This is a genomic window from Collinsella ihumii, from assembly GCF_030385545.1.
GTDB lineage: Bacteria > Actinomycetota > Coriobacteriia > Coriobacteriales > Coriobacteriaceae > Collinsella > Collinsella ihumii.
The window spans coordinates 72,398-98,283 of record NZ_JAUEIQ010000005.1 but is presented as its reverse complement, the minus strand read 5'-3'; the positions used below and the strand labels follow the sequence as shown (position 1 = coordinate 98,283).

At 64.7% G+C, this 25,886-nt stretch carries 24 protein-coding genes; 4 read left to right on the top strand and 20 right to left on the bottom strand.

All coding sequences use genetic code 11. From position 1 onward, the window contains the following. Positions 1–95: 95 nt before the first annotated feature. The 8 genes from QVN30_RS06220 to QVN30_RS06185 all read right to left on the bottom strand — a co-directional run bounded on the left by QVN30_RS06220 (position 96) and on the right by QVN30_RS06185 (position 10,080). On the bottom strand, positions 96–599 hold the full coding sequence (locus QVN30_RS06220) for a 4Fe-4S binding protein (RefSeq protein WP_204538250.1): 504 nt from the start codon (positions 597–599) through the stop codon (positions 96–98). 6 nt (positions 600–605) lie between these two features. Then, positions 606–1,697: a hydrogenase large subunit gene (locus QVN30_RS06215; RefSeq protein ID WP_204538253.1), complete on the bottom strand. Its 1,092-nt coding sequence runs from the start codon at positions 1,695–1,697 to the stop codon at positions 606–608. A gap of 3 nt (positions 1,698–1,700) precedes the next feature. Beyond that, a complete protein-coding gene (locus tag QVN30_RS06210) occupies positions 1,701–2,351 on the bottom strand; it encodes an NADH-quinone oxidoreductase subunit C (RefSeq protein ID WP_066831297.1) in 651 nt (216 codons plus the stop codon). Next, on the bottom strand, positions 2,352–2,864 hold the full coding sequence (locus QVN30_RS06205) for an NADH-quinone oxidoreductase subunit B family protein (protein WP_239283375.1): 513 nt from the start codon (positions 2,862–2,864) through the stop codon (positions 2,352–2,354). 12 nt (positions 2,865–2,876) lie between these two features. Continuing rightward, the gene (locus tag QVN30_RS06200) at positions 2,877–5,750 is read right to left on the bottom strand and encodes a proton-conducting transporter transmembrane domain-containing protein (RefSeq protein ID WP_289835805.1); all 2,874 of its coding nucleotides are present in this window, start codon (positions 5,748–5,750) and stop codon (positions 2,877–2,879) included. A 190-nt stretch (positions 5,751–5,940) separates the two neighbouring features. Then, the gene (locus QVN30_RS06195) at positions 5,941–7,125 is read right to left on the bottom strand and encodes an FprA family A-type flavoprotein (protein WP_066831290.1); all 1,185 of its coding nucleotides are present in this window, start codon (positions 7,123–7,125) and stop codon (positions 5,941–5,943) included. A 195-nt stretch (positions 7,126–7,320) separates the two neighbouring features. After that, positions 7,321–7,713 carry a helix-turn-helix domain-containing protein gene (locus QVN30_RS06190; protein WP_066831288.1) on the bottom strand — a complete coding sequence of 131 codons (393 nt, stop codon included), beginning with the start codon at positions 7,711–7,713 and terminating at the stop codon, positions 7,321–7,323. A gap of 303 nt (positions 7,714–8,016) precedes the next feature. Further along, positions 8,017–10,080 (bottom strand): elongation factor G, encoded by a 2,064-nt coding sequence (locus QVN30_RS06185; protein WP_289835804.1) that lies wholly within the window; start codon positions 10,078–10,080, stop codon positions 8,017–8,019. A gap of 404 nt (positions 10,081–10,484) precedes the next feature. Between QVN30_RS06185 and QVN30_RS06180 the strand changes: the two genes are divergently transcribed. The 4 genes from QVN30_RS06180 (at position 10,485) to QVN30_RS06165 (ending at position 15,650) form a co-directional block, all read left to right on the top strand. Beyond that, complete coding sequence (locus tag QVN30_RS06180; RefSeq protein ID WP_289835803.1) at positions 10,485–11,672, top strand: hypothetical protein; 1,188 nt, start codon at positions 10,485–10,487, stop codon at positions 11,670–11,672. Between the two features lie 300 nt (positions 11,673–11,972). Next, entirely contained in the window at positions 11,973–12,473 is a 501-nt protein-coding gene (locus QVN30_RS06175; RefSeq protein WP_273355933.1) for a DUF4430 domain-containing protein, read from the top strand. Positions 12,474–12,546: 73 nt separating this feature from the next. Beyond that, the gene (locus tag QVN30_RS06170) at positions 12,547–13,419 is read left to right on the top strand and encodes an energy-coupling factor transporter transmembrane component T family protein (protein WP_289835802.1); all 873 of its coding nucleotides are present in this window, start codon (positions 12,547–12,549) and stop codon (positions 13,417–13,419) included. Then, on the top strand, positions 13,404–15,650 hold the full coding sequence (locus QVN30_RS06165; RefSeq protein WP_289835801.1) for an ATP-binding cassette domain-containing protein: 2,247 nt from the start codon (positions 13,404–13,406) through the stop codon (positions 15,648–15,650). Before QVN30_RS06170 ends, QVN30_RS06165 begins: the two co-directional genes overlap by 16 nt. Before the next feature lie 194 nt (positions 15,651–15,844). Here the strand turns inward: QVN30_RS06165 and QVN30_RS06160 are convergent, their stop codons facing one another. The 12 genes from QVN30_RS06160 to acpP form a co-directional block, all read right to left on the bottom strand. Next, positions 15,845–16,291 (bottom strand): MarR family winged helix-turn-helix transcriptional regulator, encoded by a 447-nt coding sequence (locus QVN30_RS06160; protein WP_239283384.1) that lies wholly within the window; start codon positions 16,289–16,291, stop codon positions 15,845–15,847. A gap of 42 nt (positions 16,292–16,333) precedes the next feature. Then, positions 16,334–16,774, bottom strand: a complete 441-nt coding sequence (fabZ, locus tag QVN30_RS06155; RefSeq protein ID WP_066830410.1) for a 3-hydroxyacyl-ACP dehydratase FabZ — start codon at positions 16,772–16,774, stop codon at positions 16,334–16,336. A 67-nt stretch (positions 16,775–16,841) separates the two neighbouring features. Beyond that, positions 16,842–18,086, bottom strand: coding sequence for a beta-ketoacyl-ACP synthase II (fabF, locus tag QVN30_RS06150; RefSeq protein ID WP_087200827.1), 1,245 nt, complete (start codon positions 18,084–18,086; stop codon positions 16,842–16,844). Between the two features lie 105 nt (positions 18,087–18,191). Next, positions 18,192–18,932, bottom strand: a complete 741-nt coding sequence (gene fabG, locus QVN30_RS06145) for a 3-oxoacyl-[acyl-carrier-protein] reductase (RefSeq protein WP_289835800.1) — start codon at positions 18,930–18,932, stop codon at positions 18,192–18,194. 109 nt (positions 18,933–19,041) lie between these two features. Then, positions 19,042–19,977 carry an ACP S-malonyltransferase gene (fabD, locus tag QVN30_RS06140; RefSeq protein WP_289835799.1) on the bottom strand — a complete coding sequence of 312 codons (936 nt, stop codon included), beginning with the start codon at positions 19,975–19,977 and terminating at the stop codon, positions 19,042–19,044. Then, positions 19,977–20,906 carry a nitronate monooxygenase gene (locus tag QVN30_RS06135; protein ID WP_066830423.1) on the bottom strand — a complete coding sequence of 310 codons (930 nt, stop codon included), beginning with the start codon at positions 20,904–20,906 and terminating at the stop codon, positions 19,977–19,979. Before QVN30_RS06135 ends, fabD begins: the two co-directional genes overlap by 1 nt. 51 nt (positions 20,907–20,957) lie before the next feature. After that, positions 20,958–21,914, bottom strand: coding sequence for a beta-ketoacyl-ACP synthase III (locus QVN30_RS06130; protein WP_204538273.1), 957 nt, complete (start codon positions 21,912–21,914; stop codon positions 20,958–20,960). Next, complete coding sequence (locus tag QVN30_RS06125) at positions 21,911–22,750, bottom strand: acetyl-CoA carboxylase carboxyltransferase subunit alpha (RefSeq protein ID WP_204538276.1); 840 nt, start codon at positions 22,748–22,750, stop codon at positions 21,911–21,913. Before QVN30_RS06125 ends, QVN30_RS06130 begins: the two co-directional genes overlap by 4 nt. Beyond that, positions 22,740–23,606 carry an acetyl-CoA carboxylase, carboxyltransferase subunit beta gene (accD, locus tag QVN30_RS06120; protein ID WP_066830432.1) on the bottom strand — a complete coding sequence of 289 codons (867 nt, stop codon included), beginning with the start codon at positions 23,604–23,606 and terminating at the stop codon, positions 22,740–22,742. Before accD ends, QVN30_RS06125 begins: the two co-directional genes overlap by 11 nt. A 3-nt stretch (positions 23,607–23,609) precedes the next feature. Next, complete coding sequence (gene accC / locus QVN30_RS06115; RefSeq protein ID WP_289835798.1) at positions 23,610–24,995, bottom strand: acetyl-CoA carboxylase biotin carboxylase subunit; 1,386 nt, start codon at positions 24,993–24,995, stop codon at positions 23,610–23,612. Between the two features lie 13 nt (positions 24,996–25,008). Further along, positions 25,009–25,476, bottom strand: coding sequence for an acetyl-CoA carboxylase biotin carboxyl carrier protein (gene accB / locus QVN30_RS06110; protein WP_289835797.1), 468 nt, complete (start codon positions 25,474–25,476; stop codon positions 25,009–25,011). Positions 25,477–25,637: 161 nt separating this feature from the next. Continuing rightward, positions 25,638–25,868 carry an acyl carrier protein gene (gene acpP / locus QVN30_RS06105; RefSeq protein ID WP_066830438.1) on the bottom strand — a complete coding sequence of 77 codons (231 nt, stop codon included), beginning with the start codon at positions 25,866–25,868 and terminating at the stop codon, positions 25,638–25,640. Positions 25,869–25,886: the final 18 nt, after the last annotated feature.

Sequence of the window (25,886 nt, the reverse complement as noted above, 5' to 3'; positions counted from 1 at the left end):
TCCCTTCACGCGTTCCGAAGGAGAGACAAAAAACGACGAGGGCCCCGCCCGCACGGCAAGACCCTCGTCATGTGACAGCTTGCAGAATCCCAGGCTTACTCGGAGGCCTCCTGCGCGGCCTTGGCGGCCTTCTTTGCCGCAGCGGCCTTGCGCGCAGCCTCGACGCGCGCCTGCTGCTCAGGCGTCAGCTCGCGCTTGGGCTTGGCAGCAGCGCCACCTGCCGCCTTGGCGCCGGCGGCAGGCTTGGCGGGCATGTCCTTGTGCATCGTGAAGACGGAGAGCTCCGTCGCGGGCTCCGTGCAGTGAACATCCATCGACAGACAGTTCTTGGGACACTCGTGCGTGCATGAGGCGCACTGGACGCAGCGATACGGGTCGATGGTCCAATCGCCCGCCTTGCGATCGACCGTGATCGCTCCGACCGGGCAGGCGCGCTGGCACATGCCGCACAGGATGCAGACGTCGATATCGTTGACCACATGTCCGCGCATCTGGGGGAACAGGCGCTCCAGATCGCGCTTCTCATACGGGTAGCGCACCGTTGCGGGCTTGCTCACCAGGGAGCGCAGCGTCATCTTAGCGAGATTGAATGATCCCATACGGCCCTACCTTTCCGTGCAGCTGATGCACGGGTCGATGGTCAGGATGATCATGGGCACGTCGGCCAAGTCGACGCCCTGCAGCGCGCGCACCATGCCGGCCAGGTTCTGTGAGGTCGGCGTGCGCAGGCGGAAGCGGTCGAGGTACTTCGTACCGTTGCCGCGCACATAGTAGAACGCCTCGCCGCGCGGCTGCTCGATCAGCACGTGCGCGCGTCCCTCGGGAGGCACCACCTTGGGTCCGGGCTTGCCGCCGATGCCGTCGTGCGGAATCTTGGCAACCAGCTCCTTGACGATATCGATGGACTGGAAGACCTCCTCGCAACGCACCTTGCAGCGGGCGTAGCAATCGCACTCGTTGGAGATGATGGGCTCGAAGTGCTCAAGGTCGCCGTAGGCGCCGAACCCCGTCGTGCGCATATCGTGCTCCACGCCGGAGCCCTTGGCGAACGGACCGACCATCGACAGCTCGAGAGCGTCCTCGAACGAGATGTAGCCCACGCCGCACAGACGGCTGCGCACCGAGGAGTCGTTCAGCATGGTGTCGACGATGATCTTGTAGTCATGGCGCAGGCTCTCGAGCTTGTCGCATACGTCGCGCAGCATGCTGTCCTCGATGTCGTGAGCCATGCCGCCCACGATGCAGATGGACAGGATGATGCGGCCGCCGCAGGTCTCCTGGAAGATGTCGAGGATGGTCTCGCGCAGGCGCCAGCAGTGGTTGAACAGGCTCTCGAATCCAAAGCCGTCGGCAAGCAGGCCGAGCCACAGCAGATGCGAATGGATGCGGGACAGCTCCTCGAGAATGGCGCGCAGGTAGTCGACGCGGCGGGGCACCTCGATGCCGAGCAGCTTCTCGGTCGCGGCGGCGTAACCGTAGCCGTGGCCAAAGCTGCAGATGCCGCAGACGCGCTCGGCGACGTACACGAACTGGTTGTAGTCGCGCTTCTGAACGAGCTTCTCCAGGCCGCGGTGGACAAAACCGATCTGCGGGATGGCCTCGACGACGTGCTCGTCCTCGACGACCAGGTCAAGATGAACCGGCTCAGGCAGCACCGGATGCTGCGGGCCGAACGGGATGACGGTACGGGTTGCCATGCACTACTCACCAGCCTTCTGGGTACGCGCGGCAAGCGCGGCGCGAATCTTGGCCGCCTTCTCGGGATCCATGTTCGCGAGCTTCTCCTCCATCTTCGCCGCACGCTCCTCGGGCGTGGGCTTGGCGGCCTTGGGTCCCAGATCGTCGACGGCCGCCACGGCAGCGGCGTCGGCAGTGGCGCGATCCTCGGTCAGCGCGCGCTCGGCGCTCTTGGCCTCGGCGGCCTCGCGGGCTGCCTTGGCCTCCTTGGCGGCCTTCGCGGCGCGCAGCTTGGCCGCCTTCTCGCGCTCCGCCTTCATCTCGGGCGTGATCACGGTCATGGGCGCCTTCTCGGCAAGCTCGAAGAAGTGGCCGCCGAAATCAAGCTTCATGTTGATGAACTGCACGCCGAACAGGTCATGAGCCTCGTTCTCATATGAAAACGCGGCGAAGTACAGATCCTGAATCGAGGGGACCTCGGCCCCCTCGGGCACGCGCACGCACAGGTTGAGGGCGTTGTCGCACGTCTCGTCGTAGAACGTGTAGACCAGATCGATGCCGCCCTCGGGAAGCTCGGCGCACAGCTGGACGAACCGCATGCCCTGGTGCTTGAGGCTCTGGATGCGCGTCAGGAGATCGCACAGGTCGATATCGACGAACTCGGTGGTGTACATCTACTCTTCCCTCGCCTTCATGGCAGCAAGACGCGCATTGACCGCCTCGTCGTCCAACAGGTCGTCGGGATCGCGCAGGACCTCGCCCGCCTCCAGACGGCGCGCCTTCTCGTCAAGGATCTCAACGCCCTTGAGCACCGCATCGATGATCGTCTCGGGGCGCACCGCGCAGCCCGGCGCGTACACATCGACCGGAATGGCCTTGTCCACGCCGCCGATGACGTTGTAGGCGTCGCGGAACACGCCGCCGGTGCACGCACAGATGCCGCATGCGACGACGACCTTGGGCTCCAGCATCTGGCTGTAGATATGGCGCACGACGCGGATGTTCTGCGCGTTGATGGAGCCGGTCACCAAGAAGATGTCGGCGTGCTTGGGGTTTCCCGTGTTGATGATGCCGAAGCGCTCGATGTCGTAGAGCGGCATGAGCGAGTCGAGCACCTCGATATCGCAGCCGTTGCAGCTCGATCCGTCGTAATGGATGAGCCACGGCGATTTGGAGTTATATCCCATATCACTTGCTCCTTAGATGAACGGGGTGACGAGCACGTAGAACAGGTTGACGACGCCCATCACCAGCGCGACGAGCCACGCGAGCTTCAGGCAGTTCTGCCACTTGGTGCGCGCGAAGTTGTTGTCGATGGCGACCTCGAAAAACCACGTGATCGCGACGACGGCGAGAGCGACCACGATGGAGATGGGCGAATCCCAGATGAAGAACATGCCCACCCACATGAGGAACAGGACGCTCTCGCACCAGTGCATGATCTCGATCTTGGCGAGCGTGCGGCCGGTCATCTCGGTCGTGATGCCCTTGAGCAGCTCCTGGTGCGCATGGTGGCTGTAGGACAGGTCGAACGGGCTCTTGCGCAGCTTGATGGTCAGGATGAACAGCAGGCCCACGAAGATGGGGATGAGGGTGGTGACGATCGGTGCATCGATCTGAAACAGGCGCGCGATGTCGAACGACTGGGTCGCCGTGAAGAAGCCGACCGTCATGATCAGCAGCATGGGCTCATAGGACATGACCTGCAGGCACTCGCGATCGGCGCCGGCGTCGGCCCACGGGGAGCGCGAGGAGTACGCGGCGATGATCACGAACAGGGTGGCAAGCGTGACCAAGAAGACGCACATCAGCAGGTTGGAACCGGAGATGAACATGCCGCCGGCGAGGATGCAGAAGACGAGCGCGCAGGTGACGTACGCCTCGTCGATGGCGTTGACGCTCGTCTGCTCCTTGGACAGCAGCTTGCGCACGTCGTAGTAGGGCTGCAGCAGCTTCGGTCCCACACGCCCCTGCATGCGCGCGCTGACCTTGCGGTCAAGACCGTCGAGCAGGCAACCGACGATGGGCGCGCAGACGCCGAAGACGACCACGCCGACGAGGATGCCCACAAGGCCGGGACCGACCAGCAGCACCTCGCGCTCGACGAGGAACGCGCCGCCGGAGAGCAGGCCGGGATTGAAGATGAAGCAGGCGGCGAACGCCATGAGCAGCACCGACGTGCAGACGATCAGGCCGACGTTCGTGAGGACGCCCTCGGGGAAGATGTCGTTCAGATACCAGTTGCGCTTGGTCGAGCGCATCGTGCGGCCCATCGATCCCAGGTAGGTGCGCGAATCGGCGTCGATGCACGTGCCGGACAGATACACGTGCTGACGGGCCTTCGAGGAGCGACCCCACGGGGTCAGCAGCACGATGGCGATAAACAGGACGATAGCGACCATGATGAGCATGTTGTCGATATCGATGAGGCGCGGGACCTTGTTGTAGGTGAACTCGAGATAGGGCCCGATCACGTACTGGGAGATGACCGGCAGCAGCACACAGCACATGACGAGCAGCGCGGAGATGAACCCGATGGCCGCCCACTCGGTCGCATGGACGCCGCCCTCGACGTTCTCGGCCTTCTGGGACACGCCGGCGAGCTTGCCGAGCCACTTGGCCCAGAAGAAGAACGTCGCGGCGGAGCCGAACGCGAGCAGGATCAAGAAGATGACGTTGCCCGTCTCGGCAAACGACACGAGCGTCGCCCACTTGGAGATGAGCATGCCGAAGGGGGCCACGAACATGCCCATGATGCCGAGCATCATGAAGCGGGTCAGATGCGGCAGGCGGCTGAACAGGCCGTCCATGTCCTCGATGTTGCGGCTGCCGATACGGTGCTCGACCGTGCCGACGCACAGGAACAGCACGGACTTGGACACCGTGTGGAAGATAATCAGGAAGATGGCGGCCCACACGGCCTCGGCGGTGCCCACGCCCGCGCAGGCGGAGATCAGGCCGAGGTTGGCGATCGTGGAGTAGGCGAGCACGCGCTTGGCGTTGCTCTGGGAGATCGCCAGAAACGAGCAGAGCACGAACGTGATGCCGCCGATGCCGACGACCATGGCCGACGCGGCCGGATAGATCAGGTAGAGCGGGGCGAGCTTCACGAGCAGGAAGACGCCCGCCTTGACCATGGTGGACGAATGCAGAAGCGCGCTCGTGGGGGTCGGCGCGACCATGGCGCCGAGCAGCCACTTGTGGAACGGCATCTGGGCGGCCTTGGTGAGGCCGGCGACCGAGAGGAGCATGAGCGGCAGGATCATCAGGTCGGGCTGCTCGCCCGCCGCGAACTCGATAAGGCCGTTGATGGACAGCGGGATATGGACCACGTGCATGATCACGAGCGCGATATGGAACGCGATGCCGCCGACCATGTTGAGGTTGATCTGAAGCAGGGCGCTCTTCTTGGCCTCGTCGGTTTGCGTGAACCCGATCATGAGGAAGGAGCACACCGTCGTGATCTCCCAGCCGGCGACCAGCCAGTCCATGTTATCGGACGTCACGATGATGAACATCGCGGACAGGAACAGGAACATCAGGGCGATGAACTGGTGGCGGCGATCGGACACGGGGGTGCCCAAGCGCTTGGCCGCCTCCTCCTCATGATGCTGGAAGTCCTTCATGTAGCCCAGCGCGTAGACGCAGATCGCACTGCCGACCAGGCCGACGATGAGGACCATGATCACCGATAGGGTGTCGATGTACATGGGCTCGGGCATGGCGTCTTCGGGGTGGATGGCCATGGAGCCGCACCAGACGGAGATGACGAGCTGGACGGTCGCGAGCACCAGCGCGATGGCGTTGCGCGAGCGAACCGCGAACACGAACACGAATCCGCACAAAAACAGGTCCGTCGCCGTCGCCAGGTAATTACCGATAAGCGACGTGTCGCTGGAAAACGCGAAGGTGGTCGGGTTTCCCATGAAGGTGACAGCGGTGATGATGCTTGCGATGCCGATGATCACCGCGGAGCCGATCACGAGCGGATCGCGAACCGTGTCGGTGCGCAGAAACATCAGCGCGATCGCCACGACAAGGGGAAACGCGATCAAAAAGCCCAGTAAAGCCATAAGCACCCCTCTTCATATAAAGCTTTTCAATCCTATTAACGGTAGCACTCGGTGCACATTTTCGCCACATCTTGTCCACAGGAGGAGACGCGCGGGGAAGCAGCGGCAAGAACCCGACAGGGCATCGCATGCCCCGAACGAAAAGCGCCCCGCCCGCAGAAGCGGACGGGGCGCGATACAGGCCGAAGACCTACTCCTGAGCGGCCTCGATCATCTTGCAGACGGTGTCCTGAAGCTCGGCCAGGTTCTCCTCGGAGGGAATCCACTGCTGAGCCACGACGGGCACGGGCAGCTGGAACTTGGCGTTCTCCAGCTCGGCGTACACCTGCTTGGGGCCGAGCGGCGCCCAACCGTAGGAGCCGAACGCCAGGCCGATGCGCATGCTGTTGTTGGGCGACAGGCCGCGCATGTAGGTGAGGAAGCCCGCCACGGTCGGCATCATGTTGGAGTTCAGGGTCGGCGAGCCCACGGCGACGTACTTGGCATCGCACATCTCGAGGATGATGTCGGAGACATGCATGTGCTTGACGTCGATGAGCTCGGCGGGGATGCCCTCCTTGATGAAGGCATCGGTGATCTCGCGCGCCATGGCCTCGGTGGAGTGCCACATGGAATCGAACACCACGACGGCCTTGTCCTGCATCTGGTACGTGGTCCAGGCCTCGTACTTGTCGAGGATGTCGGCGATGTGGCTGCGCCAGATCACGCCGTGGCTCGGGCAGATCATGTTGAGGTCGAGCGTCTTCACGACGTCGAGGGCCTTCTTCGCCTGCATGCCATAGGGCCACACGATGTTCGCGTAGTACTTCTTGGCCTGCTTGTAGACCTCGCACAGATCGTTCTCGTCATCGAAGCGCTTGGTCGAGGCGAAGTGCTGGCCGAAGGCGTCGTTGGAGAACAGGATCTTGTCCACGTCGGAGTAGGTGACCATGTTGTCGGGCCAGTGGACCATGGGCGTGGTCACGAAGGTCAGCGTGCGCTTGCCGATGGAAAGCGTCTCGCCGGACTTGACCGGGGTGGCCTCGATGCCGAAGTGGGCGCGGACCTCGTTCACGCCGGCGCCGGCGGATGCGTAGATGGTCGCGTTGGGGGCGATCTTGTGGATGGCGGGCAGCGAACCGGAGTGGTCCATCTCGACATGGTTGGTGATCACGACGTCGATCTTGGAGGGGTCGACGACCTGCGAGATGCGCTGCAGGAACTCATCGGTAAACGTTGCCTTGGCGGTATCGATGAGCGTGATCTTCTCATCCATGATGAGGTACGCGTTGTACGTGATGCCCTTCTCGGTGGTGTATCCGTGGAACGAGCGCTCGTTCCAGTCGATGCCACCGACCCACCAGATATCGGGAGAGATCTCGATTGCGTTGAGCATGCGGCTTCCTTTCACCTGTGCTCGCAGATACCAATAGGTACCTGCAGTTCTTTAAGAATCTGCTACATGATAGCACGCAGAAATGCGACAAAAGGGAGCGAGCGGATTCGCCTGCGGGCGAAACGCTGAATAATTCACTCCGCGCCAGACGCCCGCCACGGGGACGCACGGCGCGGGGTGAATTGATCAGTGTTTCTAGGACTTGGGATGCTTGGGCTTGCGGCCGCGCGGCTTGTTCACCAGCGCCTCGGGACCGCCGTCGCGATACTGGCGGCACCACGTCTTGACCGACGACTCGCTCGGGACCCCGTGCTTGATCATGACCTCGCGCACGGACATGCCCTGCTCGATACGGTCGCGAACGACCGAGAGCTTGAGCTCATAGGGGTACACGCGATGCGTGGACCCGGCATTCATGACAGCCGCCTGTCCGCCCACGGCATACGAACGAGCCCACTGGCGCGCGGTCGCCTCGGGAATACCCAGCTCGACCGCAAGGGCGCGATGTCCCACTCCGGTGGCCAAAATCCGGGCCGCACGCTTGCGGATCTTTGCGTCATACTTTCTGGCTTGCGTGTTCTCGGTCATGTCCCACCTTGATCTGATGACGTACCATAATCTGCCCACAATACAGCAGTTTTGATGGTAGCACGGAAATAGTTTGTCACCACGCTATTTACAAAAGGCAATGATGACTCCTTATCTGATGCCCACCTAGGTACGGTACTATACCGTTCTCCATCGCACTGCCATATATTCCAACCAACATACTAGGAAACTGCACGAATGCACGCGCCCAATCCCCGTCGCGTCAACGGAAGGCTGATATAAGACGAGGGGACGGATGATGCGTCCGCCCCCTCGTCGTCAACGTCTTGTCCGCGCCAGAACTTACCTACCCTGTGCGCGAGACTCCTCGTAGAACTCGATCAGGTGCTTCTGCACGTCGTAGGGAACCTGCTCGTAACCGGCGGGCTCCATGGTGAAATCACCGGTGCCGCGCGTCAGCGAGCGCAGGCGGGTCGCGTAATCGACGAGCTCGGCGTACGGGACGGTCGCGGTGACCACGGTGTTGCCGCGATCATCGGTATCCATGCCGGTGACGCGGCCGCGGCTGGCGGACACGTCGCCCATCACGGCGCCGGCATAGCTCTCGGGGATGGTCACGGTGATGTTCTCCATGGGCTCGAGCACCACCGGGTCGGCCTCGGAGCAGGCCTTCTTGAGCGCGATGCGCGCGGCGGCGCGGAACGCCATCTCGTTGGAGTCGACCGGATGATAGGAGCCGTCGTAGCACGCCACGCGGATGCCCGTCAGCGGATAGCCGGCGATGACGCCTTCCTTCATGGTCTCCTGGACGCCCTTGTCGACCGCGGGGATGAGGGCGCGCGGGATGCGGCCGCCCACGACCTCGTCGACGAACTCGTAGTCGCCGTCGGCCAGCGGCTCGACGCGCAGGTAGCAATCGCCGAACTGGCCCGCGCCGCCGGTCTGCTTCTTGTGGCGGCCCTGGGCGCTCGCCACGCGGCGGATGGTCTCGCGGTACGGAATGCGGATGGGGACGATGTGCGCCTCGACCTTGGTGCGCTCCTCGAGGCGGTTGAGCAGGACGGACACCTGGGCCTCGCCCACCGCGGAGATGATGGTCTGGCCGGTCTCCTCGTCGCGCTCGATCTTCATGGTCGGGTCCGCCTCGCACGCCTTGTCGATGAACGTGAAGAGCTTGTCTTCCTCGCTGCGGTTCACGGCCTCGATGGCGATGCGGTACTGGCTGTTCGGGAACTTGAACGCAGCGGCCTCGATCTTGCCGGACACCGACAGCGTGTCGCCGGTATCGGCGGAGATCTTGGTGGTGACGATGATGTCGCCCGCCTCTGCCTTGCCGACCTCGTTCATGTCGCGGCCGCACATGACGTACAGGTGCGCCAGGCGCTCGCTCTTGCGGGTGCGGGCATTCACGAGCTCGATACCAGGGGTGAGCGTGCCGGTCAGAACCTTGAGGAAGGAGATGCGGCCCTGCTGGGCATCGTTCAGGGTCTTGAACACGAAGGCCACGGGGCGATCGTCCTCAGAGGAGATCTTGAGGGTGTCGCCGTCCATGAGCGGCATCTCGCCGTAATCGGTCGGCGTCGGGAAGTAGGTGGCGATATCGTCCATGACGGAGTGGACGCCGAGCTCCTTGGTGCAGGAGCCGACGAACACCGGGACGAACAGGCGCTGGGCGATCGCCTTGGAAAGCAGGCTCTCGACCTCTTCCTGGGTAAGCAGCTCGCCGTCGAGATACTTCATCATGAGCTCGTCGTCGGCCTCGGCGACGGCCTCGCACAGCTGCTCGCGCGCGGCCTCGGCGGCGGGCAGGTACTCCTCGGGGATGTCGAACTCGGTCTGCGTGGTGCCCTCGCAGTGGCGCGCCTTCATGCGCACGACGTCGATGACGCCCTCGAACGCCTCGCCCGTGCCCCACGGGAGGGTGACGGCGCCCAGGCGCATGCCGAAGCGCTCGCGCAGCTGCTCCATGCAGGCGTCGTAATCCGCCGTTTCCTTATCGATGCGGTTGATGAAGACGGCGCGCGCCAGGCGCAGGTCCTCGGCGGCGTACCACAGCTTAACGGTCGTGGGCTGCGGCCCCTCGGAGGCGTCGACCACGAACAGCGCCGTCTCGCTGACGGCCATGGCCGCATACGCGTCGCCGATGAAGTCGGGGTAGCAGGGCGCATCGAGCACGTTGATGCGCGTGCCCTTCCAGTCGATGGGGGCGATGGAGGTGGAAATGGAGACGCCGCGCTTTACTTCCTCGGCGTCGTAATCCAGCGTGGGCTTGGTGCCCGCGTGACCGCCCAGACGGGTGGTCTTGCCTGAAAGATGCAGCATCGATTCTGCCAGGGAGGTCTTTCCTACTCCTCCCTGGCCAACCAAGACGACGTTCCTCACATTGTTCGTCTGAGGTGCACCCATGATGACCATCCTTTCTTCGGCACGCGTGGCGCCGACGAGCAGCGAGGCGGCATATCGCCCCGCATTTCAGCCGTATGGCTTGAGACTACCCCGGAGAGCTCCGGTCATAACTGACGTATCGCCAGACGGCGCACTGCAGCGCGCTAAAGGGTTGAAAGGGTGAGGAGACATGTGCCTTATCGTCTTCCCGCAAAAAACGTCGCGACGGATTTTGCGGGAAGACGGAGCCCGTTGTGCATAACGGCCAAATCGATATAGCTGTTTACCTGCGATGTTTTCATTATGCTTTATCAGCTGTGAATATTTCTTGCGCGCTTCCCGCAAAATCCGTTACTTCGTAATATATCGACAAAAATACTTTCTACATATATACAATATTGAGTGTTAATGATACTCTATTTGCTATGAAAGACTGGATACTGCATGGCATATCGGCTCTTGAATTCCTACGCACACCACCGTGCATCAGAGAGCTTGAATTTCCTCCCGAGGTGCTGGAGTCGCTGAATCGCGCTTCGCCTTCATATCGAGAACGCTTGAATACCCCACAGCTCATCTTGGAGATCCGCCACGAAATCTTCCGCTCGCTTAAAGGGGTCTCGATTCCCGTTCACGTGCTAACCGACGGAATCCCACGCGGCGCGTCGCCCTATGCCGTATGGCATACCAGGTCGAATGATATCTCCGACGATGATCTTGAGCAGATTTCCGACAACCTCTACGCCACCTCACCGCGGGTGGCGCTCCTCCATATGGCTCGCGACTGCACGCCCGTGCAATTGGCTATGGTCATGATGGAGTGCTGCGGACTCTACGCCACCTGTCCCGGCACGTCTCGCATGCAGCGCGCCATAAGCCTGCTCGACACTACATGCGGGCTGCCCGACACGACGCGACAACTCGCGGCGTTCTACGGACTCGACGGGAAACCGCTTGCGTTCACCGACAACCACGGCGCCCCCTTGCCTTGGAGCCCCTGCAGAACGCGCGACGGCACCATCTCCAATCTCTGGAAACGACCGCCGCTGTGCAGCATCGAAGAGCTTGCGGAGTTTTCCAAATCGCTGGGACCGGTGCACGGGGCAAAGACCTTCAGGCGCGCACTCGAGATGGTCATCGCGGGTGCCGCCTCTCCGCTGGAGGCCCAGGCCGCTCTCCTCATGGGCATCAACAGGAGGCTTGGGCTCGAGGGGCTTCCACCGTTTCAGCTCAATCGTCGTGTCAAGCTATCGCCCTCTTCGGCATCGGCGTGGGGATCGCCCATCTGCGTCGTCGACATCGGATGGTTCGACGAGGGGAGCCACACACCAAGTCTGTGCTGCGAGGTGGAGGGAGCGGCATTCCACGGCATCGCGCTCGAAGATAGCGAAGGGACGCAACGGGACGACTCAGCGCGCAAAACGGCTCTGCGTAGCATGGATATCGCCGTTGAAACCATCACACACTCCCAGATCAAGAACATCGAGCGATGGGACGTGCTGATGGACGTGCTCTACCGGCATCTCGGCATCGAACGCCCGGAGCGCACCAAAAGGTTTATGGAGCAGCGGGTAAAGCTTCGCAAAGACCTGTTTGGGAGGCCTCGGCTCTGAGTGCTCGTATGAAATCGGCGCCTGTCCCCGTTTTCTTTTGGGAAAACGGGGACAGGCGCCGATTTCTCGCCTACAATCGAGGCGCATTGTTATTTGGCCAGATGGATGGTGCGGAGACGCACGGGCGCAGGCGAGATGCCGAACGCCCAGGGGAACGGGGTGAAAAACCCCAGCTGTACCAGCAACCGTGAGTTCAGCTGCCGCGAGCATATCGTCGTAGATCGGGCGACGAGACGCGGTGTGGGAACGAGCCGGATCGCCTCTCCATCGGTATGGGCCCTGGGGAGAAAGGCATGTATCATGCTCGAAAACCTGTCTCGCACGCTGTCCGCACTTTCGCGCCGCACCGTCGCAATCGGTGCGCTGACCTGCGCGCTTGCCGTCGCCTGCCTGGGCGGCTGCACGCAGACCACCGCCAGTGATGGCGGCTCGGGCGCAAGCAACGCCGCCGTCGTCGCTGACACGGGATCTGCCGCGGCGCCCGCTGCCGACGACGCCCAGATCGCCGTGCAGGTGGTCGTCGACTCGAGCGCGGCCGACGGCAGCGTGACCTATGACGGCACCGTTGAGCTCGACGAAGGCGCCACCGTGCTCGATGCGATCAAGGCAACCGGCCTTGAGCTGGACATCCAGGACTCCGACTACGGTTCGTTCGTGAACGGGATCGGAGGGCTCGCCTCGTTCGACTTCGGCGATTCGAGCGGTTGGGGCTATGACCTCAACGGCGAGACGGTGATGGATTCCGCCGACGTGGCAACCGTGTCGGATGGCGATGTCCTCACCTGGACCTACCTCGTCTAGTCGCCACCATACGCGCCCGCGCCGACCTTGCAGACTGCGGTCGGCGCGGGCGTTTTTTGCAAGAGGCATCCTGATGCACGTTCGATACAATCCTTTTTCCGATTTCCATCCTGCGGTGGTCGTCGTCTACCTCGTCTGCGCCGCCGGCTTTGCCATGGCTGCCTCGCAGCCGGTCTATGCAGCGCTCTCGTATGCAGGCGCGGGCGCATGCGCCTGCTGCGTGCGCGGAATACGCGCCGGATTGCGCCAGATCGGCTGGACGATCCCCGTGGTAGGGGTGGTCGCCGTGGCGAACCTCCTGTTTGTAGGCCGGGGAGCCCACGTTCTGTTTTCGCTATTCGGCCGCGCGTTCACCGCGGAGGCCCTGTTTTTCGGCGTGTGCACGGGCATCATGCTCGCTTCCGTCCTGCTGTGGATGACCACATGCCTCGCCTGCATCGATAGCTCCGCGGCAACCGAGATGCTCGGCGGCATCGCACCGACCGTCGCCCTGATGGTCACGCAGGCTATGCGCTTGATCCCCCAACTCGTTTCGCGCGGGCGCACCGTGGAGGCCGTCGCACAGGCGACGCCCGCGATCGCTCCGCGCACGACGCGCGAACGGGCGGCCGGCCACCTGCGCACCAGCTCGGTCCTCATGGGCTGGGCGCTGGAGGACAGTCTGGTGCGCGCCGACGCCATGCGCGCGCGTGGATACGCCTGCGGGGCGCGCCGCACGGTCTACCGCCAGTCGCGCGTCCGAAAGGCCGATGCCGGGCTGATCGGGGCCATGTGCGCGCTCGCGGCGGCTAACGTGCCGCTCGTCGCCATCGCCTGTTCCCAATACGCGTTCTACCCCACCCCTCCCCAACTCGTGTTGTGGTGGGGATATGCCCCGTTCGCCGCACTCATGCTAGTGCCCGTCGCACTGTCGATACGGGGGTGGTGGCTATGGCGAACGCTCTGAGCGCCCGCGCGGTGCGAATCTGCGATCTCACCTTCGCCTACCCTGAACATGAACCGGTCCTCGAGCACATCTCCCTCGAGGTGGATGCCGGCGCGTTCTGCCTTGTGAACGGACCCACCGGATGCGGGAAGACCACGCTTCTGCGTCTGCTCAAACCCGAATTGGCGCCCGCAGGGATCAAAACGGGCACCATCGAGGTACTCGGCGAGCAGGCGACGGATTCTCTGCGCTCGGCGACCGATATCGGCTTCATCATGCAGGATCCCGCAGCTCAGATCGTATGCGACACCGTCTGGCACGAAATCGCGTTCGGGCTGGAAAACATCGGCATGGCGCAAAGCGAGATGCGCAGGCGCGTGGCGGAGGTCGCGCACTTCTTCGGCATCGAGCCGCTTATGCACACATCGACCGACGCGCTCTCCGGGGGACAGCAGCAGCTGGTGAACCTTGCCGGGGTGCTCGCGCTGCAGCCACGGCTGCTCGTGCTCGACGAGCCGACCGCGAGCCTCGATCCCGATGCCCGCCGGCAGTTTTTGTACCTGCTCGGTCGGGTGCACCGGGAACTCGGCATCACCGTCATCATGTCGACCCATCTGCCTGAGGAGGCCGAGCATCTGGCGACCCAGACGTTCGCGATCGGGCCCGTGCCGCCCGCCGTCCCGCGCGCCGAGCTCGACCGTCGACTTGCCGCTCGCTGGAGCACCTTCCGTCGGGACCTGCCGGTCCTGTCGGCGCGCGACGTGTTCGTCCGCTACGACCGCGATGCCCCCTGGACGCTGCGGGGCCTCGACCTCACCGTCTTTCAGGGCGGCGTGCACGCCATCGTCGGCGGCAACGGCTGCGGCAAGTCGACCCTGCTCAAAACGCTCGTCGGCATCCTGCGACCCCAACGCGGGCATGTGGACAACACCTGCCATGAAACCCAAAGCTACCTGCCGCAGGACCCGAAGGCGCTCCTGGTGTGCAACACCGTCGCCGACGAACTCGACGAATGGCGCGAGCGGGCGGGATATAGCGCCGACGACATCGCGCGCATGATCGAGCGCATGGGACTTTCCGGCCTTGAGGCCCATCACCCCTTCGACCTCTCCGGAGGACAGCAGCAAAAGCTCGCCCTCGCAAAGGTGCTGCTCACCAGGCCCCGGCTGCTCGTGCTCGACGAGCCCACCACGGGACTCGACGCGAGCGGGGCGGCCGAGATCGTCACCATCCTGCGCGGCATCGCCGAGCGTGGCTGCACCGTTTTGCTCGTGACGCACGACCTGGATGTCGCCTACGCCGTCGCCGACGAGGTGTCGCTCATGTTCGACGGGCAGATCGCCTGCACCGAACCTGCACGGGAGTTCTTCGGCCACAGTCTCATGTATCGTCCCCACGAGCGTGCACGGCTGTTCGGCATGCTGCTGCAACGCGAGGAGGCGCCGATGGAAGCGGTCGATCAGCCCCCCTCAGATGTGCGCACCTCCGTCGAAGAGACCCCGCTCGAGCAGCCCCGACCCCGCAGGCCGAAGGGAAATGCGGCGATCGAGGCAATCGCCCTGGCCGCCGTGCCAGCCGTGCTCGTCATTGCGGGCCTGTGCGGGTTCAGGCAGACCGCCCTGCTGTCGTTTACCGTGGTGCTCGCCGCACTCGGCATCTTTTTCGCCTCATACGAGACGGGCGAGATGCACATGCGCGAGGTCATGCCCACCGTGGTGCTCGCCGCGCTCGGAGCCGCCGGCCGCGTGCTGTTCGCCGCGGTGCCGAGCGTGAAGCCGATAAGCGCCGTCGCTATCATCGCCGGCGTCTGCCTGGGAAGGCGCTCAGGCTTTATGGTTGGAGCACTTGCCGCCCTGACCTCGAATTTCTTTTTCGGACAGGGCGCGTGGACCCCATGGCAGATGTACGCTTGGGGACTCGTGGGCTATGGCGCGGGCGCGCTTGCGCAGATCGGCGTGTTCGGGCATCCGGACGCGAGCGGGCAGGAACGTAAGGGCATGCCGGCGCTGCTCATCTACGGATTCGTGGCCTCGGTGCTCTATGGGTGGATTCTCAACGCGTGGTCGATCATCGGCTACCTGCACACCGGGCTCGGTTTCAACCTGCTCGCGGTCTACGCCGCCTCGTTCCCCTTCGACGCCGCCCACGGAATCGCCACCGTCGCGTTTCTCGGCGCCCTCTACCTGCCCTGGCGCCGCAAGCTCGCCCGCATCGTGCGCAGGTACGGCATAGAGCGCGGCGAAAACCGATGACCGGGTTCGCCCCGCGCCGGAGCGTCGCGCGGGGCGCCCGTTACGCAAGCCTCTGATAGATGGATTGGTTGGGGACGAGTTCGTTCCAACCCATGCCTGACGTCGCGACGGCTTCTGCGGGGAGGCGCCACGGCGGCCTAACGGAGGCTTGCGCAAAAAGGCGGCCCGCCATCCGACGGGCCGCCTTGCAGCACCTATGCCTTTGCTCCCGAGGCCGGCACGGTCACCTCGGGCATGAGCTCCTCGCTCATAACGGTCAGGATCTCCCCCATCTTCGTCAGGTCCTCCTCGGAGAACCGCTGACGGATGCGATCCATGACATCGTGGATATATGAGGAGCTGATGCGGTAGTAGTCCAGGTACTTCTGCGTGGGGCGCAGATGGTACTCGCGCCCATCGCTTTCCGATTGGACCTTCTCGACATACCCCTTGCGGATAAGGCTCCCAATCTTGTAGGCCGCGTTCGAAGACGAGATGCGCATGAACTCGGCGAACTCGTGCACCGTCGGTGAACCGAGCGCGTAGATCGCTTCCATGGCGAACGCCTCGACCGTCGTCAGGCTCGCCTCACGATCCTGAAAGCGCGAGAAGGTCTCCTGGTAGAAATGGAGCTTGAACTTGTTATATATGCTCTCAAACATCTCTTCCAACTCTTGATGCTCCCTGCGCGCTGACATGGCGCACTAGGCCTCGTCGGCGGAACCGAGGGCGAGCGTCAGCGTGGCGGTGCAGGCGACCTCGCCATCGACACGGGCCTCCGCCTCGACGAACGCGAACGAACGGCGCGTCTTGACGATGCGACTCTCGAGCTCGAGCACGTCACCGGGACGCACCTGCTTGCGGAACTTCGCATCCTTGATGGACGCGAAGAAGCCGAGCTTGCCGCGGTTCTCGGGAAGCGACAGCATGGCGACGGCCGCGACCTGTGCGAGCGCCTCGACGATCAGCACGCCAGGCAGGACATGGTATTGCGGGAAGTGGCCGCAAAACACCGGGCTCATATTGCTCACGCACAGGCGACCGCGGGCCCAGGAGCCCTCCTCGCCATCGGTGATGCGGTCGACGAGCGCAAAGGGATAGCGATGCGGCAGGATCTCCGCGATCTGATTGGAATCAAGCTGCATGGGAATGCTCCTTTTGATTCAGGGGAGAACGGAGGGTGAACTTTTAGGGACTGTCCCTAAAAGTTCACTAGCCTGCCCACTTCTTGAGCAGGACGCAGGCATTGTGGCCGCCGAAACCAAGCGAGTTGGACAGCGCGTACTCGAAATCGGCCGCACGGCCCTCGTTCGGCACGTAGTCGAGATCGCACTCAGGGTCGGCCTCGACGTAGCCGATGGTGGGCGGCAGGAACTGATCGCGCAGGGCGAGCGCGGTGAAGATGGCCTCCACGGCGCCGGCCGCACCGAGCATATGACCGGTCATGGACTTGGTGGAGGAGACGGCCATGTGGTAGGCGTGATCGCCGAACACGGTCTTGATCGCCGCGGTCTCGCCCTTGTCGTTGAGCGGGGTGGAGGTGCCGTGCGCATTGATGTAGCCCACGGCCTCCGGGGCCACGCCGCCGGCATCGGCCAATGCCTGCTCCATGGCGCGCGCGCCGCCCTCGCCGTTCGGCGCGGGAGCGGTGATGTGGTAGGCGTCGCAGGTCACGCCGTAGCCGACGATCTCGGCGATAATGTTCGCGCCGCGAGCCTGAGCGTGCTCGAGCTCCTCGAGCACCAGCATGCCGGCGCCCTCGCCCATGACGAACCCGCTGCGACGGGCGTCGAAGGGCACGGAGGCGCAGGTGGGGTCGTCGCCGACGTGCAGGGCGCGCATGGTGGTGAAGCCACCGATGGAAAGCGGGGTGATGGCCGCCTCGGTGCCTCCGGTGAGCATGATGTCCGCATAGCCGTCACGGATATGGCGGAAGGCGTCGCCCACGGCGTTGGAGCCGCCGGCGCACGCGGTCACGGGGCAGGTGCACATTCCCTTGAAGCCGAACTCGATGGCCACCTCGCCGGCCGCCATGTTGGAGATGCCCATGGGGATGTAGAACGGGGAGCAGCGGTCGAATCCTCGCTTGAGGCAGCTGGTCTGCTGGGTCTCGGTCTCGCGGACGCCACCGATGCCGGAGGACACGATCACGCCGGCGCGGGTGAGGTCCTCGGAATCCAGGTCGAGACCGCTCTGCGCGATGGCCTCGCGCGCCGACACGATCGCGAGCTGCGTGAAACGGGACTTGTGCTTGGCCTCGGGAGCGGAGAAATGCTCCTTGGGCTCGAAGCCCTTCACCTCTGCCGCGATCTTGACCTTCTGGGCGCTCGCATCGAACTGCGTGATGGGCGCGATGCCCAGCTTGCCGGCGCGAGCTGCGTCCCAGCTCTCAGTCGCGGTGTTACCGATGGGCGTCAGGGCTCCCATGCCGGTGATAACAACCCTGCGTTTGGACATATGAAAGCTCCTTTCGAGGAATGATGGTCGTTTGGGGTGGCCGTTTGGGGACGGCTCAGACACGCCGGATTGCCGCGAAGCAAGGCGGCGTGCCTGAGCCGGCTGCTACATGGCCATGCCGCCGTCGACGGCCAGCACCTGGCCGGTGATGTAGGCCGCGTCATCGGAAACCAGGAAGGCGACGGCACGCGCCACGTCCTCGGGCTTGCCGGCGCGGGCGGCGGGAATCATGGAGCACATGGCCTGCTGGGCGGCCTCGGGCATAGCCGCGGTCATATCGGTCTCGATGTAACCGGGAGCGACGGCGTTCACGCGGATGCCCGCGGCGGCCACCTCGCGCGCGACGGACTTGGTCATACCGATGAGGCCGGCCTTGCTGGCGGCATAATTTGCCTGCCCCGCGTTGCCCATGATGCCGACGACGCTCGCCATGTTGACGATGCTGCCGCTCTTGGCGCGCATCATGGGGCGCAGCACGGCCTTGGTCATGAGGAAGGCGCCCTTGAGGTTGGTGGCGATCACGGCATCGAAATCCTCCTCGCTCATGCGGGCGGTGAGCTTATCGCGCGTGATGCCGGCGTTGTTGACGAGGATGTCCACGCCTCCGAGCTCGCGGGCGGCCTCCACCAGCTCCTTTGCGGAGTCGGCGCTGGTCACATCGCCCTTCACGGAGCGAGCGGCCACGCCCTCCGCCTCGACGAGCTTCACGGTCTCGTCGGCAGCGGCCGCGTTGCCGGCGTAGGAGAACACGACGTTGGCGCCGCGACGGGCGAGCTCGATGCAGATGGCGCGTCCGATACCGCGGCTGCCGCCGGTCACGATGGCGGTCTTACCGGTCAAATCCATGGGTAGTTCCTCCTTGGAACAAAACGTCGGGCGGTTTGGGGACGATAGGCCCCGCAGCAGGTCGCCGGGACCGAGCGCGCTGCCGCGCGGACGGACCCGGCTCCTCGCCCTACTCGGCGGTCAGCTTGGCGAGATCCTCGACGGTCTCGACGGGGGTGCAGGAGAGCTCCTTGGCGGTCTTGCGAACCAAGCCGGAGAGCACCTTGCCCGGGCCGATCTCGATGATGCGGTCGACACCCAGGTCGGCCAGACGGCAGATGGTGTCCTCCATGCGGACGGAGGACTGCACCTGGCGCTCGAGCAGGCTGACGATGGTGTCGCCCTCGCCCATCTCGCGCCCCAGCGTGTTGAACAGCACGGGCACGCGCATCTCACCCAGCTCCAGGCCGGAAAGACGCTCGCGCAGGGCATCGCCGGCGGGCTTGAGCAGCGAGGTGTGGAACGGGCCACTCACCTTGAGCGGGATGCAACGGCGGGCGCCGGCATCCTTGGCGGCGGCAGCGGCGGCCTCGACCGGCTCGCGGTCGCCCGCGATGACGATCTGGCCGGGGCAGTTGTAGTTGGAGACCTCGACAGTCAGGCCCTCGGCGGCGTCCGCAGCGGCAGTCTCGACCACGGACTCCACGGTCTGGCGATCAAGGCCGAGGATGGAGATCATGGCGGTGTCGCGCCCGGCGGCGGCGCTGGCCATGGCCGCCCCGCGGAAGGCAGCGAGCTTCACGGCCTCGACGGGATCGAACACACCCGCCGCGGCGAGCGCGGAGTACTCGCCCAGCGACAGGCCGGCGACGTAGTCGGGCGTGAGGCCGAGCTCGGCCAGCACCGCCGTCATGCCGCAGGCGAAAGCGACCATGCACGGCTGGGTGTACTCGGTCTGGTTCAGCTGGTCGTCGGGACCCTCGAACATGAGCGTCTTGAGATCGAAGTCGACGGCCTGGTCCGCGGCGTCGATCACGGCGGCGAACGTCGGATAGGCCTCGTACAGGTCACGGCCCATGCCCGCGTGCTGCGAGCCCTGGCCGGCATACAGAAACGCGGTCGTCATTATGCGCTCAACCCCTCGATCGTTGCCTTGCAGCCGGCAACCATATCCTCGAGAATCGCGCGAACCGGACGGACCTCGTGCACCATGCCGGCGATCTGGCCGCACATGAAGCTACCGGTGTCCACGTCGCCATCGAGGACGGCGCGACGCAGGGAGCCGAGGGTCAGCGCCTCGAGCTCGTCGCGCTTGGTGCCCTCCTGCTCGAGCTCCAGATACTTCTTGGTCATCTTGTTCTTGAGGCAGCGAACGGGAGCGCCGGCGGGACGGCCGGTCACCACGGTGTCGTTGACGCCCGCCTTGACGACCTTCTCCTTGTAGTTCGCGTGGATGGGGCACTCCTCGCTCGCAAGCAGGCAGGTGCCCACCTGCACGCCGCACGCGCCCAGCGCATAGGCGGCCGCCATGCCGCGACCGTCGGCGATACCGCCGGCGGCGATCACGGGCAGATCGACCGCGTCGACCACAGCGGGGACGAGCGCCATCGTGGTCGCCTCGCCCACATGGCCGCCGGACTCGGTGCCCTCGGCGATGATGCCGTCGATGTCCAGCCGCGCCAGGCGCTTGGCGAGAATCGGGGCGGCGACCACGGGGAAGATGCGGATGCCCGCCTCCTTCCAGGCGGCAACGTACTTGGCGGGGTTGCCTGCACCGGTGGTGACGACCTTCACGCCCTCCTCGACGACGACCTGCGCGCACTCGTCGATATGCGGGTTCATGAGCATGAGGTTAACGCCGAAGGGCTTGTCCGTGAGCTCCTTCGCGCGGCGGATCTGGGCGCGCAGGCTCTCGCCGTCCAAGCCGCCGCCAGCCACAAGGCCGAGGGCGCCGGCATTGGAGCACGCGGCAGCGAACTCACCGGTGGCGATATTCGCCATGCCGCCCTGGATGATGGGGAACTCGGTCCCCAAGATCTCGTTGAGCTTCTTCATGTATCTCTTCCTTTCGAAGGTCAGTTGCGTCTATCGATCTGATGCCCGGCGCTACGCCAGCTCGGCGAGGGCGCCGGCCCAGGTGAGACCCGCGCCAAATCCGGCCATGAGCACGCGGTTGCCGGGCACGATCTTGCCGGCGCGCACGAGCTCATCGAGCAGGATCGGCACGCTGCCGGCCGACGTGTTGCCCATATGGTCGATATTCCCCTCGCACTTCGCGGGGTCGAGGCCGAGCTTTTTGACCGAATAGTCCACGATGCGCTTGTTGGCCTGGTGGTACACGAAGCGGTCGACCTCGTCTGCCGTGATGCCGGCGGCGTCGAGCACCTCTTTGGTGGCGCGCGGCATCACCTCAGTGGCGAAGCGGAAAACGGCGCGACCGTCCATATGCAAATACGACGGCTCGTCGCACCCCACGCCCGGCGCGTACAGGGACGCATCGTCGCCGCGCGAACCCCAGACGGCATACAGCTGCGGGTAGTCTTCGCGGCACTCGAGCACCGCCGCGCCGGCGCCGTCGCCGAACAGCACGCACGTCGTGCGGTCCGTGAAATCCATGACGCGCGACAGCGTATCGATGCCGACCACGAGTGCATAGGGGCGCTTGGCGCCCGGAAGCAGGCACTCGGCGACGTGCAGGCCGTACACGAATCCCGCGCAGGCCGCGTTCAGGTCGAAGCACAGCGTGTCCTCGGGCATGCCCAGATCGGCCTGCAGCACGCACGCCGCCGACGGGGTGCAGGTGTCGGCGGTGAACGTGGCGACGAGGCACACGCCGACCTGGTCGGCGGTAAGACCGGCGGCCTCGAGCGCGCGGGACGCCGCATCGCGCACGAGCGAGCGGTGGGTCTCCCCCGCCTCCGCGTCGCAATAGTGACGCGAGCGGATGCCGGTACGCGAGCTGATCCATTCGTCCGACGTATCGACGATCTTCGCCATGTCGTCGTTGGTCATCACGCGCGACGGCACCGCCGATCCGGTTCCGACGATCTTCACTCCGCTCATACGCGACCCCTCTTCACGGCCGTCGTGCCCACGGCACGGAACTTGCGATACCGGTCGTTGGCGAGCGCGGTGGGGCTCATCTTGGAAAGCTCCTCGAGCTCGCGCGAAAGCTGCGTGTCGAGCACCTGGAACAGCGCCTGCGGGTTCTCGTGGGCGCCGCCGGCGGGCTCGGGGATGATGCCGTCGATGACGCCGAGTTCGAGCAGGTCGTCAGCCGTGAGCTTCATGACCTCGCAGGCCTCGTCGGCACGGCTCGCGTCCTTCCAGAGGATCGATGCGAAGCCCTCGGGCGACAGCACCGAATACACGGCGTTCTCGAGCATGATGACGCGGTTGCCCACGGCGAGCGCCAGCGCGCCGCCGGAGCCGCCCTCGCCGCAGATGACGCTGATCACGGGGACCGTCAGCGAGCTCATGAGCTCGATGGAGCGCGCGATGGCCTCGCCCTGACCGTGCGCCTCGGCCTCAAGACCCGGATAGGCGCCGGAGGTGTCGACGAACGTGAAGATGGGGCGGCCGAACTTCTGCGCCTGGAGCATGATGCGCTGCGCCTTGCGATAGCCCTCGGGAGACGCCATGCCGAAATTGAACGCGATGCGGTCCTCGATCTCGGTGCCCTTGCGGTTGCCGAGAATCGTGACCGGGCGGCCGTGGAAGCGCGCGATACCACCCATGATGCTGCGGTCGTCGATGGCGGCACGGTCGCCGCGCTGCTCGAAGAAGTCCGTGAACAGGGCGTCGACGATCTCGGCCACGCCCGGACGGCCGGGATGGCGCGCGATGGCCACGCGCTGGGCTGCGGTAAGCACGTCGACCGGGACAAGGTTATCCGACATGTTCGGCACCCCCCTTCTTGTGGAGAGAAAGCAGACGGATGAGCGTGGTGCGCATGCGGGCACGCGGCACGACGGCATCCAGGAATCCGTGCTCGACCTGGAACTCGGCGCTCTGGAAGCCCTCGGGAAGCTTCTCGCCGATGGTCTGCTCGATCACGCGCGGACCGGCGAAACCGATGAGCGCGCCGGGCTCGGCGAGCATGATGTCGCCCAGGCTGGCAAAGCTCGCGGTCACGCCGCCCGTGGTGGGATGGGTCATAACCGAGATATACAGGCCGCCGCGGTCGGAGAAGCGCTGGATTGCCGCGGAGGTCTTCGCCATCTGCATCAGCGAGATGATGCCCTCCTGCATGCGGGCGCCGCCGCTGGCGGAGAAGATGATCAGCGGAAGGTGCTGCTTGGTCGCGCGCTCGATGAGCCGCGTCAGGCGCTCGCCGACCACAGCCCCCATGCTCGCCATGAGGAAACGCGTGTCGAGCGCGGCGATGGCGACGCGGATGCCGCCGATCTTGCCGATGCCCGTGACGACCGCGTCGCCGGTATGCGTCTTGGCGCGCAGGGTGGAAAGCTTGTCGGGATAGCCCGGGAAATCGAGCGGATCGGTCGAGACGAGCGAGGCGTCGAGCTCGCGGAACTGTCCGTCGTCGACGACCATGCGGATGCGGTCGCGCGCGGGAATGCCGAAATGATGGCCGCAGTACGGGCAGACGAACTGATTCGCCGCCAGGTCGCTGTCTGCGAGCGCGCGCCCGCAGCTGGGGCACGTCTTCTCCTCAACCGTCGGGGCGCTGCCCTGCTCGCGCATCTTCTTGAGCGCTATGAGCCGGTTGCGGCGCTCGGCAAGAATTCCTGCCATGCGTTACGCCTCCTCTTGCACGTCGGCGGCGTTGGTCCACGCGAGCAACGTGTCCAGGTTCTCATCGATAAACGACGTGTTGTACGTCGCGCGGATGAAGCCGGGGTGATACATGATCTGATGAAGGACGTCGATGTTGGTCTTGGGGCCGTCGATAACGAACTCCTCCAGGCAGCGACGCATGCGGCGAATGGCCTCCAGACGCGTCGGCGCCCAGACGATGAGCTTGGCCGCCAGCGAGTCGTAGTAGGGCGGCAGCTCGCAGCCGGCATACAGGCCGGTGTCGACGCGCACGCCGTAACCGCCAGGCAGGTGCACGAAGTCGACGAGGCCCGGCGATGGCATAAAGCCGTGAGCCGGATCCTCGGCGTTGATGCGGCATTCGATCGCATGCCCGCGCAGGTTGATATCGTCCTGCGTGAAGGACAGCGAGAGGCCCGAGGCCACGCGCAGCTGCTCGCGCACCAGGTCGATGCCGGTCACGCACTCGGTGATGGGGTGCTCAACCTGGATGCGCGTGTTCATCTCGATGAAGTAGAACTCGCCGGAGGGATCAAGCACGAACTCGATGGTACCCGCGTTCACGTACCCTGCGGCGCGGGCCGCCTTGACCGCCGCCTCGCCCATGCGCTCGCGCAACTCGGGCGTGAGCACGCGCGAAGGGGTCTCCTCGATCATCTTCTGGCCGCGACGCTGGATGGAGCAGTCGCGCTCGCCCAGCTGCACGACGTTGCCGCAGCTGTCGGCCATGATCTGGAACTCGATGTGGTGGGGGTTCAGCACGAGCTTCTCGAGGTACATCTCGTCATCGTTGAAGCAGGCGCGCGACTCGGCACGGGCCTCCTCGAACAGGTCCTCGAACTGATCCGGGTCGAACACCTTGCGCATGCCGCGACCGCCACCGCCGGCAGCGGCCTTGATGAGCACGGGGTAGCCGATCTCATCGGCGATGCGCTTGGCCTCCGCCGCATCGGCGACCGAGCCGTCGGAGCCGGGCACGACCGGCACGCCGGCGTCCTTCATGAGCTCGCGCGCGGCGGCCTTGTTGCCCATCATGCGGATGACGTCGCCCGACGGGCCGATCCACGTGATGCCGTTCTTCTCGCACTCGTCGGCGAACTCGGCGTTCTCGGAAAGGAAGCCGTATCCGGGGTGGATGGCATCGCAGTGCGCGGCCTTGGCCACCGTGAGAATGGCGTCGGTGTTGAGGTAGCTCTGGGCCGACGAGGCGGGACCGATGCAGTAGGAATGCTCGGCGAGCTGCACGTGCAGGGCCTCGCGATCGGCCTCGGAATAGACGACCACCGGCTCGATGTCGAGCTCGCGGCACGCGCGGAACACGCGCACGGCGATCTCGCCTCGGTTGGCGATGAGGATTCGCTTGAACATAGGCCCGCTTCCCTTACGCCTCGTGGTAGCGGATCAGCGGGGCGCCGAAGGACACGAGCTCGCCGTCGGTCGCCATGATCTCGTCGATCACGCAGTCGACCGGAGCGGTGACCTCGCTCATCATCTTCATGGCCTCGAGCAAGCAAACCGTATCGCCCTTCTTGACGCGGTCGCCGGGCTGGACATAGGGGTCCTTGTCGGGCGACGGGGCGACGTAGAACGTACCGACGAGCGGAGCGGTGATGCAGGGACCGTCCGCTGCCGCGGGCTCCTCGGACGCAGGCGCAGGCGCAGCGGGGGCCGCGGAAGCGGCAGGGGCAGCAGGCGCGACCGGAGCGGCAGCGATCGCCGCGGGCGCCGGCACGCAGCCGGGCTTTTCGAGCTCGATGGTGGTGTCGCCGCTCGTGATCTTCATGCGGCCGATGCCGCTCGTGTCAAAACGACCCATGAGGTCGATGATGTCCTGAGTTTTCATAGCCATGTGCATGGACCTCCTTTGTTCGGGAAACACTGGTCGTTTGCCTCCGGGGCGAGGCGCCCGTCTGCGGCGCCGGCTCGGAACCAATCGATCAGCGCATCCCGCGAAGCATAAATAAAACCGGGCAGAGCGCACGGCCCTGCCCGGTTCTTGGCTCGGATATGTTACTGAGCCTTGTTCTCCAGGTAGTCGGCCAGATCGCCAACGGTCTTGAACTGGTCGAGCTCGGCGTCGTCGATCTCGCAGTCGAAGGCCTCCTCGAGAGCCATGACGAGCTCCATGGCGGCCAGGGAGTCAGCGCCCAGGTCCTCCTCGAGCTTGGCCTCGCGGGTGACCTTCTCAAGGTCGCAACCGACGGTCTCGGAGATGACCTCGCGCATCTTCTCGAAATCCATGACAACTCCTTCCCGAGC

What these genes read in the sequence shown, in the direction of transcription:
- accC (WP_289835798.1), bottom strand. Translation starts at nt 24,995, where the DNA reads ATGTTCAAGCGAATCCTCATCGCCAACCGAGGCGAGATCGCCGTGCGC.
- QVN30_RS06135 (WP_066830423.1), bottom strand. Translation starts at nt 20,906, where the DNA reads ATGAAGAAGCTCAACGAGATCTTGGGGACCGAGTTCCCCATCATCCAG.
- QVN30_RS06180 (WP_289835803.1), top strand. Translation starts at nt 10,485, where the DNA reads ATGAAAGACTGGATACTGCATGGCATATCGGCTCTTGAATTCCTACGC.
- QVN30_RS06200 (WP_289835805.1), bottom strand. Translation starts at nt 5,750, where the DNA reads ATGGCTTTACTGGGCTTTTTGATCGCGTTTCCCCTTGTCGTGGCGATC.
- QVN30_RS06165 (WP_289835801.1), top strand. Translation starts at nt 13,404, where the DNA reads ATGGCGAACGCTCTGAGCGCCCGCGCGGTGCGAATCTGCGATCTCACC.
- fabG (WP_289835800.1), bottom strand. Translation starts at nt 18,932, where the DNA reads ATGGATTTGACCGGTAAGACCGCCATCGTGACCGGCGGCAGCCGCGGT.
- QVN30_RS06185 (WP_289835804.1), bottom strand. Translation starts at nt 10,080, where the DNA reads ATGGGTGCACCTCAGACGAACAATGTGAGGAACGTCGTCTTGGTTGGC.
- QVN30_RS06190 (WP_066831288.1), bottom strand. Translation starts at nt 7,713, where the DNA reads ATGACCGAGAACACGCAAGCCAGAAAGTATGACGCAAAGATCCGCAAG.
- QVN30_RS06175 (WP_273355933.1), top strand. Translation starts at nt 11,973, where the DNA reads ATGCTCGAAAACCTGTCTCGCACGCTGTCCGCACTTTCGCGCCGCACC.
- QVN30_RS06160 (WP_239283384.1), bottom strand. Translation starts at nt 16,291, where the DNA reads ATGTTTGAGAGCATATATAACAAGTTCAAGCTCCATTTCTACCAGGAG.
- QVN30_RS06220 (WP_204538250.1), bottom strand. Translation starts at nt 599, where the DNA reads ATGGGATCATTCAATCTCGCTAAGATGACGCTGCGCTCCCTGGTGAGC.
- fabD (WP_289835799.1), bottom strand. Translation starts at nt 19,977, where the DNA reads ATGACGACCGCGTTTCTGTATGCCGGCCAGGGCTCGCAGCACGCGGGC.
- acpP (WP_066830438.1), bottom strand. Translation starts at nt 25,868, where the DNA reads ATGGATTTCGAGAAGATGCGCGAGGTCATCTCCGAGACCGTCGGTTGC.
- QVN30_RS06215 (WP_204538253.1), bottom strand. Translation starts at nt 1,697, where the DNA reads ATGGCAACCCGTACCGTCATCCCGTTCGGCCCGCAGCATCCGGTGCTG.
- fabZ (WP_066830410.1), bottom strand. Translation starts at nt 16,774, where the DNA reads ATGCAGCTTGATTCCAATCAGATCGCGGAGATCCTGCCGCATCGCTAT.
- QVN30_RS06125 (WP_204538276.1), bottom strand. Translation starts at nt 22,750, where the DNA reads ATGTCGGATAACCTTGTCCCGGTCGACGTGCTTACCGCAGCCCAGCGC.
- QVN30_RS06170 (WP_289835802.1), top strand. Translation starts at nt 12,547, where the DNA reads ATGCACGTTCGATACAATCCTTTTTCCGATTTCCATCCTGCGGTGGTC.
- QVN30_RS06205 (WP_239283375.1), bottom strand. Translation starts at nt 2,864, where the DNA reads ATGGGATATAACTCCAAATCGCCGTGGCTCATCCATTACGACGGATCG.
- fabF (WP_087200827.1), bottom strand. Translation starts at nt 18,086, where the DNA reads ATGTCCAAACGCAGGGTTGTTATCACCGGCATGGGAGCCCTGACGCCC.
- accB (WP_289835797.1), bottom strand. Translation starts at nt 25,476, where the DNA reads ATGGCTATGAAAACTCAGGACATCATCGACCTCATGGGTCGTTTTGAC.
- QVN30_RS06210 (WP_066831297.1), bottom strand. Translation starts at nt 2,351, where the DNA reads ATGTACACCACCGAGTTCGTCGATATCGACCTGTGCGATCTCCTGACG.
- QVN30_RS06195 (WP_066831290.1), bottom strand. Translation starts at nt 7,125, where the DNA reads ATGCTCAACGCAATCGAGATCTCTCCCGATATCTGGTGGGTCGGTGGC.
- QVN30_RS06130 (WP_204538273.1), bottom strand. Translation starts at nt 21,914, where the DNA reads ATGAGCGGAGTGAAGATCGTCGGAACCGGATCGGCGGTGCCGTCGCGC.
- accD (WP_066830432.1), bottom strand. Translation starts at nt 23,606, where the DNA reads ATGGCAGGAATTCTTGCCGAGCGCCGCAACCGGCTCATAGCGCTCAAG.